The organism is Bradyrhizobium sp. B117 (genome assembly GCF_038969555.1).
Taxonomy (GTDB): Bacteria; Pseudomonadota; Alphaproteobacteria; order Rhizobiales; family Xanthobacteraceae; genus Bradyrhizobium.
Genome location: NZ_CP152414.1, coordinates 1,192,482 through 1,207,791 on the forward strand (window position 1 = coordinate 1,192,482; position 15,310 = coordinate 1,207,791).

The 15,310-nt window shown below is 63.8% G+C and carries 18 protein-coding genes; 12 read left to right on the forward strand and 6 right to left on the reverse strand.

The window, feature by feature from the left end; genetic code table 11:
* The first annotated feature begins 30 nt into the window (after positions 1-30).
* The 4 genes from AAFG16_RS05755 to lpxK are packed head-to-tail and all read left to right on the forward strand — an operon-like array spanning position 31 to position 3,295.
* Positions 31-279, forward strand: a complete 249-nt coding sequence (locus tag AAFG16_RS05755; RefSeq protein ID WP_283083910.1) for a DUF4170 domain-containing protein — start codon at positions 31-33, stop codon at positions 277-279.
* Positions 276-989: a lysophospholipid acyltransferase family protein gene (locus tag AAFG16_RS05760; protein WP_283083911.1), complete on the forward strand. Its 714-nt coding sequence runs from the start codon at positions 276-278 to the stop codon at positions 987-989. The genes AAFG16_RS05755 and AAFG16_RS05760 overlap by 4 nt, the downstream gene beginning before the upstream one ends.
* The gene (locus AAFG16_RS05765) at positions 952-2,286 is read left to right on the forward strand and encodes a 3-deoxy-D-manno-octulosonic acid transferase (RefSeq protein ID WP_342737964.1); all 1,335 of its coding nucleotides are present in this window, start codon (positions 952-954) and stop codon (positions 2,284-2,286) included. Before AAFG16_RS05760 ends, AAFG16_RS05765 begins: the two co-directional genes overlap by 38 nt.
* Positions 2,279-3,295, forward strand: a complete 1,017-nt coding sequence (gene lpxK, locus AAFG16_RS05770; RefSeq protein WP_342737966.1) for a tetraacyldisaccharide 4'-kinase — start codon at positions 2,279-2,281, stop codon at positions 3,293-3,295. Before AAFG16_RS05765 ends, lpxK begins: the two co-directional genes overlap by 8 nt.
* A 338-nt stretch (positions 3,296-3,633) precedes the next feature.
* On the opposite strand, the gene AAFG16_RS05775 is transcribed toward lpxK, so the two are convergent.
* Complete coding sequence (locus AAFG16_RS05775; protein ID WP_342737968.1) at positions 3,634-3,861, reverse strand: hypothetical protein; 228 nt, start codon at positions 3,859-3,861, stop codon at positions 3,634-3,636.
* 464 nt (positions 3,862-4,325) lie between these two features.
* On the opposite strand from AAFG16_RS05775, the gene AAFG16_RS05780 reads away from it, so the two are divergent.
* A complete protein-coding gene (locus tag AAFG16_RS05780; protein ID WP_342737970.1) occupies positions 4,326-4,634 on the forward strand; it encodes a hypothetical protein in 309 nt (102 codons plus the stop codon).
* A 169-nt stretch (positions 4,635-4,803) separates the two neighbouring features.
* Here the strand turns inward: AAFG16_RS05780 and AAFG16_RS05785 are convergent, their stop codons facing one another.
* A complete protein-coding gene (locus tag AAFG16_RS05785; RefSeq protein WP_027563082.1) occupies positions 4,804-5,028 on the reverse strand; it encodes a DUF2093 domain-containing protein in 225 nt (74 codons plus the stop codon).
* Between the two features lie 176 nt (positions 5,029-5,204).
* Between AAFG16_RS05785 and AAFG16_RS05790 the strand changes: the two genes are divergently transcribed.
* Positions 5,205-6,029, forward strand: coding sequence for a dienelactone hydrolase family protein (locus AAFG16_RS05790; RefSeq protein ID WP_283083915.1), 825 nt, complete (start codon positions 5,205-5,207; stop codon positions 6,027-6,029).
* A 163-nt stretch (positions 6,030-6,192) separates the two neighbouring features.
* Positions 6,193-6,342 carry a hypothetical protein gene (locus tag AAFG16_RS05795; protein WP_167336549.1) on the forward strand — a complete coding sequence of 50 codons (150 nt, stop codon included), beginning with the start codon at positions 6,193-6,195 and terminating at the stop codon, positions 6,340-6,342.
* Between the two features lie 303 nt (positions 6,343-6,645).
* On the opposite strand, the gene xseA is transcribed toward AAFG16_RS05795, so the two are convergent.
* Entirely contained in the window at positions 6,646-8,268 is a 1,623-nt protein-coding gene (gene xseA / locus AAFG16_RS05800) for an exodeoxyribonuclease VII large subunit (protein ID WP_342740855.1), read from the reverse strand.
* Positions 8,269-8,404: 136 nt separating this feature from the next.
* Between xseA and AAFG16_RS05805 the strand changes: the two genes are divergently transcribed.
* Genes AAFG16_RS05805 through AAFG16_RS05815 form a run of 3 tightly spaced genes read left to right on the forward strand, consistent with a single transcriptional unit; the run spans position 8,405 to position 10,269 of the window.
* Positions 8,405-9,415 (forward strand): alpha/beta hydrolase, encoded by a 1,011-nt coding sequence (locus tag AAFG16_RS05805; protein ID WP_342737973.1) that lies wholly within the window; start codon positions 8,405-8,407, stop codon positions 9,413-9,415.
* Positions 9,412-9,966, forward strand: coding sequence for a hypothetical protein (locus AAFG16_RS05810; RefSeq protein WP_342737975.1), 555 nt, complete (start codon positions 9,412-9,414; stop codon positions 9,964-9,966). The genes AAFG16_RS05805 and AAFG16_RS05810 overlap by 4 nt, the downstream gene beginning before the upstream one ends.
* A 3-nt stretch (positions 9,967-9,969) precedes the next feature.
* Complete coding sequence (locus AAFG16_RS05815; RefSeq protein WP_211414241.1) at positions 9,970-10,269, forward strand: transcriptional regulator; 300 nt, start codon at positions 9,970-9,972, stop codon at positions 10,267-10,269.
* Positions 10,270-10,286: 17 nt separating this feature from the next.
* Here the strand turns inward: AAFG16_RS05815 and AAFG16_RS05820 are convergent, their stop codons facing one another.
* Together AAFG16_RS05820 and AAFG16_RS05825 are read right to left on the reverse strand one after the other, a co-directional pair.
* Positions 10,287-12,089, reverse strand: coding sequence for an RNA-directed DNA polymerase (locus AAFG16_RS05820; protein WP_342737979.1), 1,803 nt, complete (start codon positions 12,087-12,089; stop codon positions 10,287-10,289).
* Between the two features lie 132 nt (positions 12,090-12,221).
* Complete coding sequence (locus tag AAFG16_RS05825) at positions 12,222-12,482, reverse strand: hypothetical protein (protein ID WP_342737981.1); 261 nt, start codon at positions 12,480-12,482, stop codon at positions 12,222-12,224.
* Between AAFG16_RS05825 and purD the strand changes: the two genes are divergently transcribed.
* On the forward strand, positions 12,475-13,758 hold the full coding sequence (gene purD, locus AAFG16_RS05830) for a phosphoribosylamine--glycine ligase (RefSeq protein WP_283083922.1): 1,284 nt from the start codon (positions 12,475-12,477) through the stop codon (positions 13,756-13,758). The genes AAFG16_RS05825 and purD overlap by 8 nt on opposite strands.
* A gap of 155 nt (positions 13,759-13,913) precedes the next feature.
* The gene (locus tag AAFG16_RS05835) at positions 13,914-14,819 is read left to right on the forward strand and encodes an alpha/beta hydrolase (protein WP_342737983.1); all 906 of its coding nucleotides are present in this window, start codon (positions 13,914-13,916) and stop codon (positions 14,817-14,819) included.
* Here the strand turns inward: AAFG16_RS05835 and AAFG16_RS05840 are convergent.
* On the reverse strand, positions 14,816-15,274 hold the full coding sequence (locus AAFG16_RS05840; RefSeq protein ID WP_283083924.1) for a nucleoside deaminase: 459 nt from the start codon (positions 15,272-15,274) through the stop codon (positions 14,816-14,818). The two genes, AAFG16_RS05835 and AAFG16_RS05840, sit on opposite strands and share 4 nt — an antisense overlap.
* Between the last annotated feature and the right edge of the window lie 36 nt (positions 15,275-15,310).

The following is a 15,310-nucleotide window of genomic DNA, read 5'->3' on the forward strand; positions in this document are numbered from 1 at the left end:
TTGCCGGGCAGCCCGTTAGGAACAGAACCCATGCCAGATAGTGCCCCGCAACAATTGCTGCATCTCGTCATCGGCGGAGAGCTCGTCGATCTCGAGCACAACACCTTCAAGAACCTGGACGACGTCGAGATCGTCGGCCTCTATCCGAACTACGCGACTGCCCACGCCGCCTGGCGGGCCAAGGCGCAGAGCACGGTCGACAATGCGCAGATGCGCTATTTCATCGTCCATCTCCACCGGCTGCTCGACCCTACCCAAGAATCGAAGCCGGCGCGTTGAAGAAACTGCTTCGCAATACGCTGCGAAGCAGCTGGTTTCAGCGTGCCGTCGGGATCCTGGCGGCCGAATATCTGCGCTTTGTCTGGCGGACCAACACGTTCACGTTCGAGCCGCCCGACGTCTATGACATCGTCGAGCCGCAGATCCCGGCGATCTTCGCGTTCTGGCACGGCCAGCATTTCCTCACCCCGTTCATCAAGAACAAGGACTCCTACAAGGCCAGGGTCCTGATCTCGCGGCACCGCGACGGCGAGTACAACGCGATCGCCGCCGAACGGCTCGGCATCGGCACGATCAGGGGGTCCGGCGACCATGGCGGCGCCTTCCACCGCAAGGGCGGCGTCGGCGCCTTCAAGGAAATGGTGCGCACGCTTGAGGACGGTTGTAATGTCGCGCTGACCGCCGATGTCCCCAAGCGCGCGCGCGTGGCCGGGCTCGGCATCATCATGCTGGCACGGGAATCGGGGCGGCCGATCATGCCTTTCGCGATGGCGACCAGCCGATTCATCCGGCTCAAGAACTGGGACCGCAGCACCATCAATTTGCCATTCGGGCGGGGCGCATTGGTCGGCATCAAGGAAATCCACGTTCCGCCGGACGCCGACGCGGCCATGATGGAAACTCTGCGGCTCGAGCTGGAAGAAACCCTGAACGAGGCGACCCGCCGCGCCTATGCGCAGCTCGGCCGTCCGGGACCCGCAGATGGCTAGTTCGCTTCCGATGACGCTGCGGATGTATCAGCACCTGGCGAGCGGCCTGGTGCCGCTGGCGCCTGCGCTGATCAAGCGGCGGCTGAAGCAGGGCAAGGAGGATCCCGCCCGCGTCGGCGAGCGGCGGGGTCTGTCCCAGGACGTCCGTCCGCATGGCCCGCTGGTCTGGATCCATGGCGCCAGTGTCGGCGAGGTCCTGGCCGCGGCGGCGCTGATCGAGCGCCTGCGCGACCTCAACCTGCGCATCCTGCTCACCTCGGGCACCGTGACCTCTGCGGCCGTCGTCGCAAAGCGCTTTCCGCCCGACGTCATCCATCAATACGTGCCCTATGATTCGCCGCGCTACGTCGCGCGCTTCCTCGACCACTGGAAGCCGTCGCTGGCGCTGTTCATCGAATCCGATCTGTGGCCGAACCTGATCCTGGCGGGGGCGGCGCGCCGGGTGCCGATGGTGCTGATCAACGGGCGGATGTCGCCGCGCTCCTTCCCGCGCTGGCGGCGGATGCACGGCACCATCTCGGCGCTGCTGTCGCGCTTCGACATTTGTCTCGCGCAGTCGAGGACCGATGCCGAGCGTTTCTCCGCGCTCGGCGGCCGCGACGTCGTCACAACAGGCAATCTCAAGCTCGACGTTCCCGCGCCGCCGGCCGATCCCGCGAGGCTGGAGCGGCTGATGGCGATGACGCGCGGGCGTCCCATCATCGTTGCGGCCTCGACCCATCCGGGCGAGGACGACATGCTGGTCGCGGCCCATCGCAGCCTTGTCGGTTTCTTTCCGCAACTTCTCACCGTGATCGTGCCGCGCCATCCGGATCGCGGCTCCTCGATCGCGGGGGTGATCACGGCATCCGGTCTGAAGCCCGCCTTGCGCTCGCGCGAGGAACTGCCGACCGCCGCGACCGACGTCTATGTCGCCGACACCATGGGCGAGCTCGGCCTGTTCTACCGGCTCTCGCCGATCGTCTTCATGGGCGGATCGCTGATCCGCCATGGCGGCCAGAATCCGATCGAGGCGATCAAGCTGGGAGCCGCGATCGTTCATGGCCCGCACGTCTTCAACTTCGCCGACGTCTACGAGGCGCTCGATGCGAGCGGTGGCGCGCGCCAGACCGACACGCAGGAAGCACTGGTCAAGCAGCTCGGCCAGCTCCTCGCCGATCCCACCGTGCGCGACAAGATGCAGCGCGCCGGCAGCGGCGTGGTGGATCAGCTCGGCGGCGCGCTCGACCGCACCATGAGCGCGCTCGAGCCCTATCTGCTGCAGCTGCGGATCGAGATGGGAGCCGCCAATGCGTGAGCCGGCCTTCTGGTACCGGCCACGTTCCCCGAAGTCGCATCTCTTAAGTCCATTGGGCGCGCTCTACGGCGCCATCACCGCACGCCGCATGGCGCGCAAGGGCTTTGACGCCGGCATCCCCGTGATCTGCGTCGGCAATTACCATGTCGGCGGCGCCGGCAAGACGCCGACCGTGCTGGCGCTGACGAAGCTGCTGCGCGAGCTCGGCGAAACGCCGGTGGTGCTGAGCCGCGGCTATGGCGGGCGTTTGACGGGCCCGGTGATGGTCGATCGCGCGCATCACACGGCCGCCGACATCGGCGACGAGCCGCTGATGATGGTGCGCGACGTCCCCGTCGCGGTCGCGCGCCGCCGTCTCGACGGCGTCGCGCTGGCGAAGTCGCAAGGCGCCACCGTGATCCTGATGGATGACGGCTTCCAGAACCCGCATCTGAAGAAGGATGCGTCGTTGATCGTGATCGACAGCGAGCGCGGCCTCGGCAACGGCAAGGTGTTCCCGGCCGGCCCCTTGCGCGCGCCGCTCAAGGCGCAGCTCGCGCGTACCGATGCGCTGGTGCTGATCGGCGACGGCCATGCCGCGGACGATGTCGCGGCCGAGCTCGAACGGCGCGGCAAGCCGAGGCTGCGCGCACGCTTGACGCCGGATACGGCCTCGGTCGCGCAGCTGTCCGGCAAGTCCGTTTTCGCCTTCGCCGGCATCGGCGATCCCGAGCGCTTCTTCCGCAGCTTGCGCGCCAGCGGCATCGATGTCGCGCGCACGCGCCCGTTTGCCGATCACCACAGGTTTTCGCACGACGAGCTCGTCCTGCTTGCGGCGGACGCCCGGCGCGAGCAGCTCACGCTGGTGACGACGGAAAAGGACCTCGCGCGCCTGCGCGGCCGCAGCGATGTGCCAGGCGGCATCGTGCCGTTCGCCGTGCAGCTCACCTTCGACGATCCGGCAACGCTGCGGCAGCTGATCAGCGATCACCTCTACAAGGCGCGCGAGCGGCTGTTTTCCAGGCGATGATATTGTAGATCGCGTAGTCTCGTAGGGTGGGCAAAGCGCAGCGTGCCCACCATCATCAGAACCATCCGGGTTGAAAGTGAGAGTCGTGGGCACGCTTCGCTTTGCCCACCCTACAGCCGTTACGGCTGCCATCGCGGTAAAGCACTCGGTCGTGCTCACCACGCCCCAACGGCTATCATTCCGATAATGGTCAGGCACGAGGCGCAGGCCACCATGAAGGTATAGCATTCGGGTGTATTCATCGCTTCCTCCCAAACTGCAGCCAATTGCTTGGCCATTGCTACGCGGGAGAGATCGCCGGTCTTGTCGGCGGTCTTGTCGGCGGTCTTGGAGCCGCTTCAATGCGGCGTACTGCGGCCGGTCTTGCGGTGCGCCTTCGTCCCATCCTCGTCAGCCTGATCCGCAGGAAGACAATTCGCTTCGAGAGCTTCGAAGCGTTCGGTTGCGATCAGAAGCTGCTTGCGCATCTCAGCGAGACGGGCGCGGCAATATTCACGATAGAGCAGGTCCAATATGGTGGGCATGATCACCCCCATCGGGCGATATTCGATTGACTGATATTCCACCTGCAAATTTTCGAGGTGATCCTAGCCCGTCAGATGGCTCTTCGATATGAGCCCGTTCACAGACTGCGCCAATTCCAATGCTCAACGGCTTTTGGTTGACTTGATTGTCTGCGCGATAAAAGCAACAGGGCCAATTACCTAACACGCATGTTAGCAGCACTGTGTTTCACCAAGACTTCGTCAAACAACTTAAGCGCGCCGAATTGCAACAAAGAATCCAACTACAGCGCGAAATGACTCACCATTGAGTGCACGCGCCGTTCGATGCAACGCAGACCGGCATGATGAGGTCATTTGTCTGTGAGACGGGCGGTTCGAGCGCTCGCGAATACCGTCGGGACGCCGGTACTTTCATCGCCATGCCTCGAGATCGCGCCTTCGCTTTGTCCATCCCGCGGCAGCCGGCCATTCAGGTGACATTCATCGCACGGCGCCTATCGATGTCGGACGATCGGGAGAATTCGATGAGATTGCCGTCCGCAGCCGTTGCCGCGAGCCTTGTGTGTCTGATCATTGCGCCGGTGCTGGCGCAAGCGCCGGCGCCTGCGCCGAGTCCGACCGCCACCGTGCCGGTTCCCGCTACCAAGCGCGTGACCTGTCTTGCGACGACGCAAAATTTTAAGGGGCAGGAGAAGCGCGACCAGATGCAGCTCTGCATGGCGCAGGCGCGGCTCGATTGCCTGAAGCAGGCGATCGATCAGAAGATCGTCGGCGAAGCACGGAAGAGTGCGATTAAGACTTGCGTGGGCATGGATGGTCCCGAGCCGCAATAACCGAACGATGCCACGATCTCGATATCGTAGGGTGGGCAAAGCGGCTTGTCCGCCGAAGCTCGGAGAGCGAAGGCGGAAGCGTGCCCACGTTGCTCGTCGTGATCTTGAAGAGATGGTGGGCACGGCGCTACGCGCCTTTGCCCACCCTACGAGATCTATGAAATCACGCTCACGGCTGCTTCAGCGCGCCCGGAAAGTGCCGCTGCAAGACGGCAGCGGGCGTGGCGTAGGCTTCCTGCAAATCGACGCTCCAGTATTTCAGCTCGTCGAGCGGAATGCGCGTGTCGGTGATGGCGCAGCGCACGAAGGTCCCCGGCGAGATCACGCGGAAATCGCCGTCGAGATACTGCACCTGCGCTTCGCCATGGCCCGAGGGGCCGAACTTGTTCAGCACGGTCGAAAGTCTCCGTGGAGGGGGCCGCTCCGGGGAAAACCCGGGAGGGCGATGTGTTGGACGGGATGTAGCATAGATAGGGCGGCTTGTCCGCCCGTTAAACCCACCGGTTTGTGATGTTTTGCCGCCGTTTCCGCGTGATAGTGCTGGGCCGAAGGATAGTGACGCAGACACCCATGCGCCTTCGACTGACCGCCCTGTTCCTGATGCTGCTGATCCCGGCCGCTCATGCGTCGCCGGCGCCGCAGCAGGTCGACATTCCGCTGTCGTCGGGCGTGCTTCATGCGCAGCTCTACAAGCCCGAAGGCGAGGGGCCGTTCCCGACCGTGATCGCGCTGCATGGCTGCGGCGGCCTCGGCAACCATTCAGAGCCGGTGCTGCCGCGCTATCGCGACTGGGCCGAGCACCTGCTCAAGGCTGGCAATGCCGTGCTCCTGCCCGACAGCTATGGCTCGCGCGAGCTCGGCCCGCAATGCCGCGTCAAGGAGATGCACGTCAAGGCGCGGCGCGAGCGAGTCGCCGACATCGCGGCCTCACGCGCCTGGCTGATGAAGCAGACCTGGGTGGCGCGCAGCCGCGTCAGCCTGATCGGCTGGGCCAACGGTGCCAGCGCGCTGCTCTGGGCGGTGCGGCCGCAGGGCGGCGCGCGCGACGCGAGCCCGGATTTCCGCGCCGCCATCGCGTTCTATCCCGATTGCCGGATTTCCGCCGGTCTGGGGTGGAGCACGCGGGTGCCGACCCTGGTGCTGATCGGCGGCAATGACGATGTGTCCTCGCCGCCGGCCTGCCGCCAGATGGTGGACGGCGCGCACGGGCGCAGCGCGCTCGCGCGCATCGTGGTCTATCCCGGCGCCTATCACGATTTCGACCGCGCCAACACGCCGCTGCACGCGGCCGCTGCTAGCGGCGACGCCGCCGCACCCGAGCATGGCCATCTCGGCACGGATTCCGAGGCGCGCGCGGAGTCGCAGAAGGAAGTCGCGGAGTGGCTGGCGCGGTAAGCGGGGCCGCCCGAGGAACAAGGTGAGGCGGACAGCCCCGCATCGACCACCGCCCTGCACGGAGCCTGATGGCCGACCGGGAATCTACGGATCGCGCGCGGTACGAGTTTCAACAGGTGACGGCGCCATCATTCGACCACGATGTCGATTAAACGCAATCCTCATGCGCAATCGCATCACTCTCTTCGCCTCCGCCCTGATCGTCTTCACCGTCGCGGTCTTCCTGTTCGAAGCCCACGCCGGCGCCCCCATGCGCGCGCCGGACCATTGCGGCTTCTGGACCACGATCGACGCGGGATTGTCCTGCCGCTGAAGCTCAGCCTGCTAGTCCCGTCACCCTGAGGTGCTCGCCTCTTCGGCGAGCCTCGAAGGGCGACGGCCCGGCTGCATCTCGGCCGTACATCCTTCGAGGCTCGCTACGCGACACCTCAGGATGAGGGTCTGACATGACGGGGCTGAATGGGCTACGCACTGCCTCCACATCGTCATTGCGAGCGTAGCGAAGCAATCCAGAGTCCCTCCGCGGAACGATTCTGGATTGCTTCGTCGCAAGGGCTCCTCGCAATGACGAGGATGAGAGCGCTCGCCAAGCCACCTCAAAGCCGCCCCTCGCACCTCAGAACAAGCTGCCCTGATCCACCGGCTTGCCGACGCGCTTCGGCGCGGGCTTAGTGTCCTGCGCGGCCGGCTTTGCTTGCGACGGCGCGCGCTTTGCCGTCGGGACGGTGCGATCCGCATCCGCGGTCGCGCCGACGCGGCCGTCCGCAAACTCGATCTCGACACGTGCGCCGGGACCGATCGAATCAGCCGCATGCACGGGATGGCCGGCCTCATCGCGCACCAGCGCAAAGCCGCGCGCGAGCACGCCGCGATAGGACAGGGCCGAGAGCAGCTTGCCGCTGTTCTCGACGCGGGTATCGAGCCGGTGCAGCAGCGTTGCCAGCGCGCGCTGTGCGCGCTCGGCGAGGCGATGCGTGCGCTCGCGCTGGCGCGCAATCGCGTTGCGCTGCGCCTGTGCATTCGACAGCTTTGAAGCGCGCAGGCGCACCTCGAGCCCGGCAAAGCGGTCGCGCCGCTGCCGCAGCAGCGAGCGTGCGGACAGGCCGAGGCGCTCGCCGCACACGGTGAGGCGGTGATCGGCCTGCGAGATCTGGCCGTGCAGGACGCGCAGCGTCAATTTGGAACTTGCTGCGGTAAACCTGCGGAAATGCGCATGCGTGTTGGCCTTGAGACAGCGGGGCAGGGACGCGCCTGCCGAATCCAGCCGCTGCCGTGGGATCGCCAGGAGATCACCTGCGGCCGGCAGCGCACGCGCGGCGGCACGCAATTCGCTGCGACGGCTCTCCTGGGCGCGCTGCCAATAGGCGCGGGTGCGGCGACCGAGATCGGCGACCTCGACGAACAACTCGCTGCGCACCGGCACGGCCATCTCGGCCGCCGCCGTCGGCGTCGGCGCGCGCTTGTCGGCGACGAAATCGATCAGCGTGATGTCGGTCTCGTGGCCGACCGCGGAGATCAGCGGGATCATGCTCTCGGCCGCCGCGCGCACCACGATCTCCTCGTTGAACGACCAGAGGTCCTCCAGCGAGCCGCCGCCGCGCGCCACGATCAACACGTCGGGGCGCGGGATCCTGCCACCCTCGGGGAGCGCATTGAAGCCGCGGATCGCGGCCGCGACCTGCTCGGCCGAGCCTTCGCCCTGCACCTTGACCGGCCACACCAGCACGCGGCGGGGGAAGCGGTCCTCGAGCCGATGCAGGATGTCGCGGATCACGGCGCCGGTCGGCGAGGTCACGACGCCGATCACCTCTGGCAGCCAGGGCAAGAGCTGTTTTCGCGCCTCGTCGAACAGGCCCTCGGCGGCGAGCTTCTTCTTGCGCTCCTCCATCAGCGCCATCAGCGCGCCGATGCCGGCCGGCTCCAGCGCCTCGATCACGATCTGGTATTTCGAGGAGCCCGGATAGGTCGTGAGCTTGCCTGTCGCGATGACCTCGAGCCCCTCCTGGGGCTTGAAGCGCATGCGGCCGTGCACGCCCTTCCAGATCACCGCCTCGATCTTGGCGCTCTCGTCCTTGAGCGCGAAATAGCAATGGCCGGAGGAGTGCGCGCCGCGAAAACCGGAGATCTCGCCGCGGACCCGGACATGGCCATAGGTGTCCTCCACCGTCCGCTTCAGGGACTGTGAGAGCTCGGAGACGGTGAATTCGGGCGCGTTGTGAAGTTGTTCCGCAGGCGGCATCGGCAATCGATTCGGCATTTTGGGGTCAGACCCGACGTTAAGGATTTTCGCCGCGCAGTGCCAATCCGGGGATTGATCGAAAGAGTACTCTGTAATATAGAGTTCTCTATTGTTGATGAATTTAAGGAGGTGAGCCATGGCGATCCGGTTGCTGCGAGGCGTTTTGAACGGGCTGAAATGGGTTCTCTGCGCGGTCGGCGGCGTGACGCTGATCCTCGCCGCCATGATCGCAACGCCGCTGGCGCGGCCTCCCGAACTGCGGTCGGTCTCCGACTCCAGCAAGGGGATCGACTGGTCCACGCTGCCTCCGCTCGAGCGCTTTCAGGCCCGCGACGGCACCTGGATCGGCTTTCGCCACTACGCGCCGAACGGCCCTGCGACCGATCGCGGCGCGATCTTCATCCACGGCTCGTCCGGCTCCAGCGGCACCGTCAACCACGCGCTGACCCATGCCATCGCGGCGCGCGGGGTGGAGACCTGGGCGCTCGACATCCGCGGGCACGGCGGCTCCGGCACGCGCGGCGATATCGGCTATGTCGGCCAGCTCGAGGACGACCTCGTCGATTTCGTCGCGCATGTCCGCAAGAGCGCGCCGGATCTGCCGCTCACCCTGGTCGGCCACTCCGCGGGTGGCGGTTTCTCGCTGCGCGTTGCCGCCACTCCGATCATGCAGGACATGTTCGTGCGCACCGTGCTGCTCGCGCCCTATCTCGGCTACGACGCGCCGACCAACAAGCCGCATTCCGGCGGCTGGGCCAATGCCGACGTGCCGCGCGTCCTGGGTCTCGCCGCCTTGCGCAAGCTCGGTATCGACTGCTGCTCGCAGCTGTCGGTGCTGGCCTTTGCGGTACGGCCGGACTTCGAGAAGATCCTCGTTTCCACCTATTCCGACCGCCTGATGCGCAATTTCGCCACGCGCGGCTATCGCGTCGATCTACCCGCTGCGACACACCCGATCACGATCTTCGGTGGCGCGGAGGACGAGATGATGATCTCCGACAAATATGCGGAGACCGTGCAGGCGATCAAACCGTCGGTTGACGTCAAGGTGCTCGACGGCATCAACCACATGGGTATCGTCACCAATTCGAAGGCGATCTCGGTCATCGCCGACGACGTCGCAACGCGCGGGGCAGGGCAGTCATGATCGACAGCAAGGAAGCGTCCGCAGCGCTGGCCGACATCGACGACATCGTCCAGCGCGTGAAGCAATCGCAGCTCTACGAGCTGGCAAGCCTCGCGGCGGTCTGGTGGGGCGTGCTGGTGTTCGCGGGCAATCTCGTGACCTGGCTCTGGCCGGTCTACGCCGCCTACGCCTGGGTCGCGGTGGACGTCCTGGGCGTCGGCGGCCTCGTTGCGCTCCGCCTGCTCAATCCGCCGCATCATCCCCATGGCGGAGCTTTCGACGTCAGGCTGGTGCTGGTGTTCGTGCTGTTCTTCGCCTTCGGCTATCTCTGCACCAGCGTGATCGGCCATTTCGGCCCGCGCCAGCTCGGTGCGTTCTGGCCGCTCTATTTCATGCTGTTCTATACGCTGGCCGGTCTCTGGTTCGGCTCTGCCTTCGTGGCGATCGGTCTTTGCATCGCCGCGCTGACGCTGATCGGTTTCTTCTACATCGGCGAGGCATTTCCGCTGTGGATGGCCTTCGTCAATGGTGGCGGCCTGATCCTCGGCGGGCTCTGGATGCGGCGGATCTAGCGGATGGCCGAGCTCGACGACATCATCCATCAGCCGCTGCGATTGAAGATCATGGCGGCTTTGAACGCCCTGCCTGCGACGGCAGGGCTGGAATTCGCGCGGCTGAAGAAGCTCACCGGCGCCACCGACGGCAATCTCGGCGCCCATATCGAGACCCTGGCCAAGGCCGGCTACGTCTCGGTCGACAAGGCCTTCGTCGGCAAGAAGCCGCAAACCACCGTCACCGCCACCGCCGCCGGTCGCGGCGCCTTCGCGCGCCATGTCGCGACCTTGCAGGAGATCATCGCGGGGAAGCAAGTGTAGCCCATTGGCAGGACTGCTTACGGTGCAAGGTGAGCGTAAAATGGGTCCGTTAGAGCGACTGCGTGGATGGTTTTCAATTGGGTTACTGCCACCGGCGCAATGCCCGCGTTCCGAAGGAGCGAGAGGAGCATCAAAAATTTTGCGTGCGAAATGCGATTTGGAAGTGAAGTGTTGTGAGCAACGATGAATTTTCTGATGGCCGTGAAGCCGGCAACGGTATTAGCAAGCTCGTGGTGAAACTGCGTTACACTTGAGGCAGCAAAGCCGCCTGCCTTGCGAAGTATTGCCTCAAACTTTGGTTGAAGCGGACAGCCAACAAATCTGGAAAACATTCCAGCGACTAACCGGGTGAGATGCTCGTTGCTTCCCCACATGGAGGCCTTTGTCTCAATAATTGCCATGAGTTCATCGTTCGATGAGTACTTCGAAGCAACCCAGATTTGGGCGTACAAGCTCCATATAGACGAAGAACCGAGACCACTTAGCGTTTGTTTGATGTGTCCACGTACCCAACTATTGTCTGGCAAACGTGCCGCCACAATGGCACTGGCGATTTCGACAAGGGACGCGTCATCTACAAGATGGCCATCTTGAAGGATTTGGGTAAGCAAGTTGAGCTTGAGAGCAGGAGATGTATGTGCCTGCCACCACTGTAGTAGTGCATGTCTCAACGACGGCCAGTTCGCCAGAATGAGCGAAAAATCTTCGTCGGAGATTTGGGCCGATGTGTCGCGAGCCAAGTTGAGAAGGCGCTTAAGCACCTTGTCCCCGTTGCCCGACGAGAAAGCGCCGCGCTTTAGGCCAACTCGAATACCGATCTCAATCTTTCGGCGCTCGTTGAATATCGAACTCTTCGTCTTTCTTTTGGCTGCAATACGGTCAGATAAGGCGCTTAACCACTCATTTTCTCTGATCTTGAAGTGTTTACGCGCTTCAATCTCCGTCAAAATTCTGGTCTTGCCCGAGTTCAATCGAAGCTGACGAGTTTGTAGCGCGAGGTCCAGATTTCTTATGATCTCACGGGCCTCTGAGATCGTGTCTACTCCGATATCAATATCATCCATAAATCTTGCGAAGTCCGCATTCGGAATGCTTTCTAGCAGCTTATCAACTTCAAACAGAAAACAGTGCGCTAACAGACGCGGAGCATCAAGGTTCATCTGGGGCAAACCAATAGGAACGCGTGGCATATAGTCCGGTTGCCAAAGCATGCTCGAGAGAGTGTAAATCAGCAAATCGAGCGCATGCTCTTTCACCACCGAAAGGCTCGCCAGTACGTTCCTTAGATGCTCGTACGAGATGAAGTCGTAGTAGTTTGCTATGTCAGTAACTACCAAAAATTTCTTGGTCTCGGTGAAACCAAAAATCGTCTGCTGAAAAGCTAGCCACGCTGATAGTGAGCCGTATTCTGCGGTTTGCCCCTTGATGATTTTCGAGAAGCTGTGGTCGGCTGGTGCATAGAAGGACTTCTTGCTTGGCGCCTGCAGCTTGACTTCGTTCCAGATAGCGTTTGATAAAGCCTGAAGAACCAAGGCGTCCTTCGCAGTCGGCACAACAAGCTGCCGACAAAGCCCCTTCGACTTCTCAGCTAAGAAACGCAAAGGCTGACGCGGAGCGTATGAGGCCGAACAAATTTCAGCTTCTATTGCCGCGCAGTTTGCATCTAGTCGGACGTGAAAGTCGAGATTTTCGAGCGGATCGGGAATTGGTTGCTTCCGCATTGCGTCCCGGACCTGCGCCTTCCAAACTATCTTTAGCTGCGTTGCGCCGATTACTTTGCGGAGATCGGCTATCTTTAGAGGAAACTTCGGCGAGTACATATCGGTTAAGCCGTCTCGTGAGAGCTGGGGGCAGGCTCTACTAACACGCGTAAGGCAGCTGTCCTACACCTCGGCGAGCCGGTCAATACCGCGGCGGCAATACCTGGTACTTAGTGCGCGTTGGGAGGGGAACTACTCCTGAGCTGGATCGAAGATCACCTCGGCGCCTTTCAGCCGGAATTCGTAGTCGCCGTCCTGCTGATTGGGATGGATGACGAGGTTGGTCGCCCTCGCAGACGCATATTGGGGATCGTCCCCATGAATTTCGGGCTCGCGCCTCAGCGACGTGCGCTGGAATGACGGGGAGTGCGGGGCCAGCCCCCTTGAGACCCGCCGCGATTCGTGCGACCTCCGCCCCAGTAAAACCCCTTTTTCTGGGCCTTCGATGCACATTCTCCTGCTCGGTTCCGGCGGCCGCGAACATGCCCTGGCGTGGAAGATCGCAGCCTCTCCCCTCGTGACCAAATTCTGGTGCGCGCCCGGCAATGCCGGCATGGCGCGCGAGGCGGAGTGCGTTGCGCTCGACATCGCCGACCATGCCGCGGTGATCGAGTTCTGCAAGAAGAATGCGGTCGAGCTCGTTGTGGTCGGCCCGGAGACGCCGCTCGCCGCCGGCATCGTCGATGATCTCTCGGCCGCCGGCATCAAGGCATTCGGGCCGAGCGGCGCGGCCGCGCAGCTCGAAAGCTCCAAGGGGTTCACCAAGGCGCTCTGCACCGAATTCGGCATTCCGACCGGCGCCTACAAGCGCTTCACCAAGCCTGAGGATGCGCGCGACTACGTCAACAGCCAGGGTGCGCCGATCGTCGTCAAGGCCGACGGCCTTGCCGCCGGCAAGGGCGTCGTCGTCGCCAAGACCGTGCGCGAGGCCGAGGACGCCATCGCCATGATGTTCGAGGGCGCCTTTGGCGAGGCGGGGGCCGAGGTCGTGATCGAGGAATTCCTGCCCGGCCGCGAGATCAGCTTCTTCGCGCTCTGCGACGGCGAGACCGCCATCCCGCTCGCCTCGGCGCAGGACCACAAGCGCGTGTTCGACCATGATGTCGGCCCGAACACCGGCGGCATGGGTGCCTATTCGCCGACGCCGCTGGTGACGCCCGCGATCCACGATGCGATCATGGCGAAGATCATCCTGCCGACGGTCGCTGGCATGAAGCAGCGCGGCACGCCGTTCCGCGGCATTCTCTACGCCGGCATCATGCTGACGACGCAGGGGCCAAAGCTGTTCGAGTTCAACGTCCGCTTCGGCGATCCCGAGTGCCAGGTGCTGATGCTGCGCATGATGTCGGACATCGTGCCGGCGTTCCTCGCCGCCTGCGACGGGGAGCTCAAGCATTTCGACCTGCGCTGGCATCCGGAATCCGCGCTGACCGTGGTGATGGCGGCGAAGGGCTATCCCGGCGATTACCAGAAGGGCACGCGCATCGAGGGGCTCGATGACGCCGCCAAGGTCGATACCGTCGAGATCTTCCACGCCGGCACGGTCGAGAAGGACGGTGCGATCCTCGCCAATGGCGGCCGCGTGCTCAATGTCTGCGCGCTCGGCAAGACCGTGACGGAGGCGCAGAGCCGCGCCTATCAGGCTGTCGACCGGATCAACTGGCCGGACGGCTTCTGCCGCCGCGACATCGGCTGGCAGGCGGTGGAAGCGGAGAAGGCCAAGGGCTGAAGGCTTTTTGCCGCCCCCGGTGCGCGATTTATGTCCGCGCCCGTCGGCACTCCAAAAATGCACAGGCAGGCCTTGAACTTAGCTACTGTGCATGGGGTTGTTTTCGACTTTCATGTCGAGGCGCCCCGCGACTGACCAGACAAGGATGCAGAAAGATGTCCGATCTCGCCGACCTCTATCCCGGCTTCGCCTCGGAATGGATCAACACCTCCTTCGGCCGCATCTTTGCCCGTGTCGGCGGCAAGGGGCCGCCGCTGCTGCTATTGCACGGCTTCTCCGAGACGCATGTGATGTGGCACCGCGTGGCGCCTGAGCTTGCCGACAGGTTCACGCTGATCATCGCCGACCTGCCCGGCTATGGCTGGTCCGACATGCCCGAGAGCGATGCGCTGCACATCCCCTACAGCAAGCGCGCGATGGCGAAGGCCATGGTCGAGGCGATGGAGCGGCTCGGCCACGTGCACTTCGCGCTCGCCGGCCACGACCGCGGCGGCCGCGTCTCGTATCGCTTGGCGCTCGATCATCCCGGCCGGCTGTCGAAGCTCGCGGTGCTCGATATCCTGCCGACCTATAATTACTGGGAGCGGATGAACCGCGCTTATGCCCTGAAGATCTATCACTGGACTTTTCTGGCCCAGCCCGCGCCGCTGCCGGAGACGCTGATATCTGGCAATGGCGAGTTCTTCCTGCGCTTCAAGATGGCGAGCCAGACCAAGTCCAAGACGCTGGATGCGATCGACAAGCGCGCGCTCGAGCACTACCTCGCCCCGTTCCGCGACCCCGCCCGCGTGCACGCGATGTGTGAGGACTACCGTGCCGGCGCCTATTTCGACTACGACCTCGACAAGGCCGATTTCGAGGCCGGCAAGAAGATCACCGTGCCGATGCTCGCGCTGTGGGGCAATGCCGGCATCGCGCAGGCCGCCGCGACGCCGCTCGACACCTGGAAGCAATGGGCGACCAACGTGGACGGCATGCCGGTGGATTCGGGGCACTTCCTCACCGAGGAGAACCCTGACGTGACCGCGAAGGCGCTGCGCGAGTTCTTCCTCGCGCCTTAGCGCCGCTCCCGAAAGAACTCCTTGAGCAGCCGCGCCGCCTCGCTCTCGCCGACGCCGGAATAGACATCCGGCGCGTGGTGGCAGGTCGGCGAGGCAAAGAACCGCACGCCAGACTCGACCGCGCCGCCCTTGGGGTCGGCGGCGCCGTAATAGAGCCGGCGGACCCTTGCAAAGGAGATCGCGCCCGCACACATGGTGCAGGGCTCCAGCGTCACGTAGAGGTCGCAGTCGACGAGACGCTCGCTGCCGATCTTCCTGGCCGCCTCGCGCAGCGCGATGATCTCGGCATGGCCGGTGGGGTCATGGTCGGTCAGCGTCCGGTTGGCGGCGGTGGCGATGACCTCGTAATTGCGGACCACCACGCATCCGATCGGAACCTCGCCCGATTTTCCGGCGTTTTCGGCCGTCCTGAGCGCCAAATCCATGAAAGAAGGGGCTTTCATGCCTCGTATCATCGCCAGAAACCTGCTAGTAGCTCCGCCTTCAGCAAG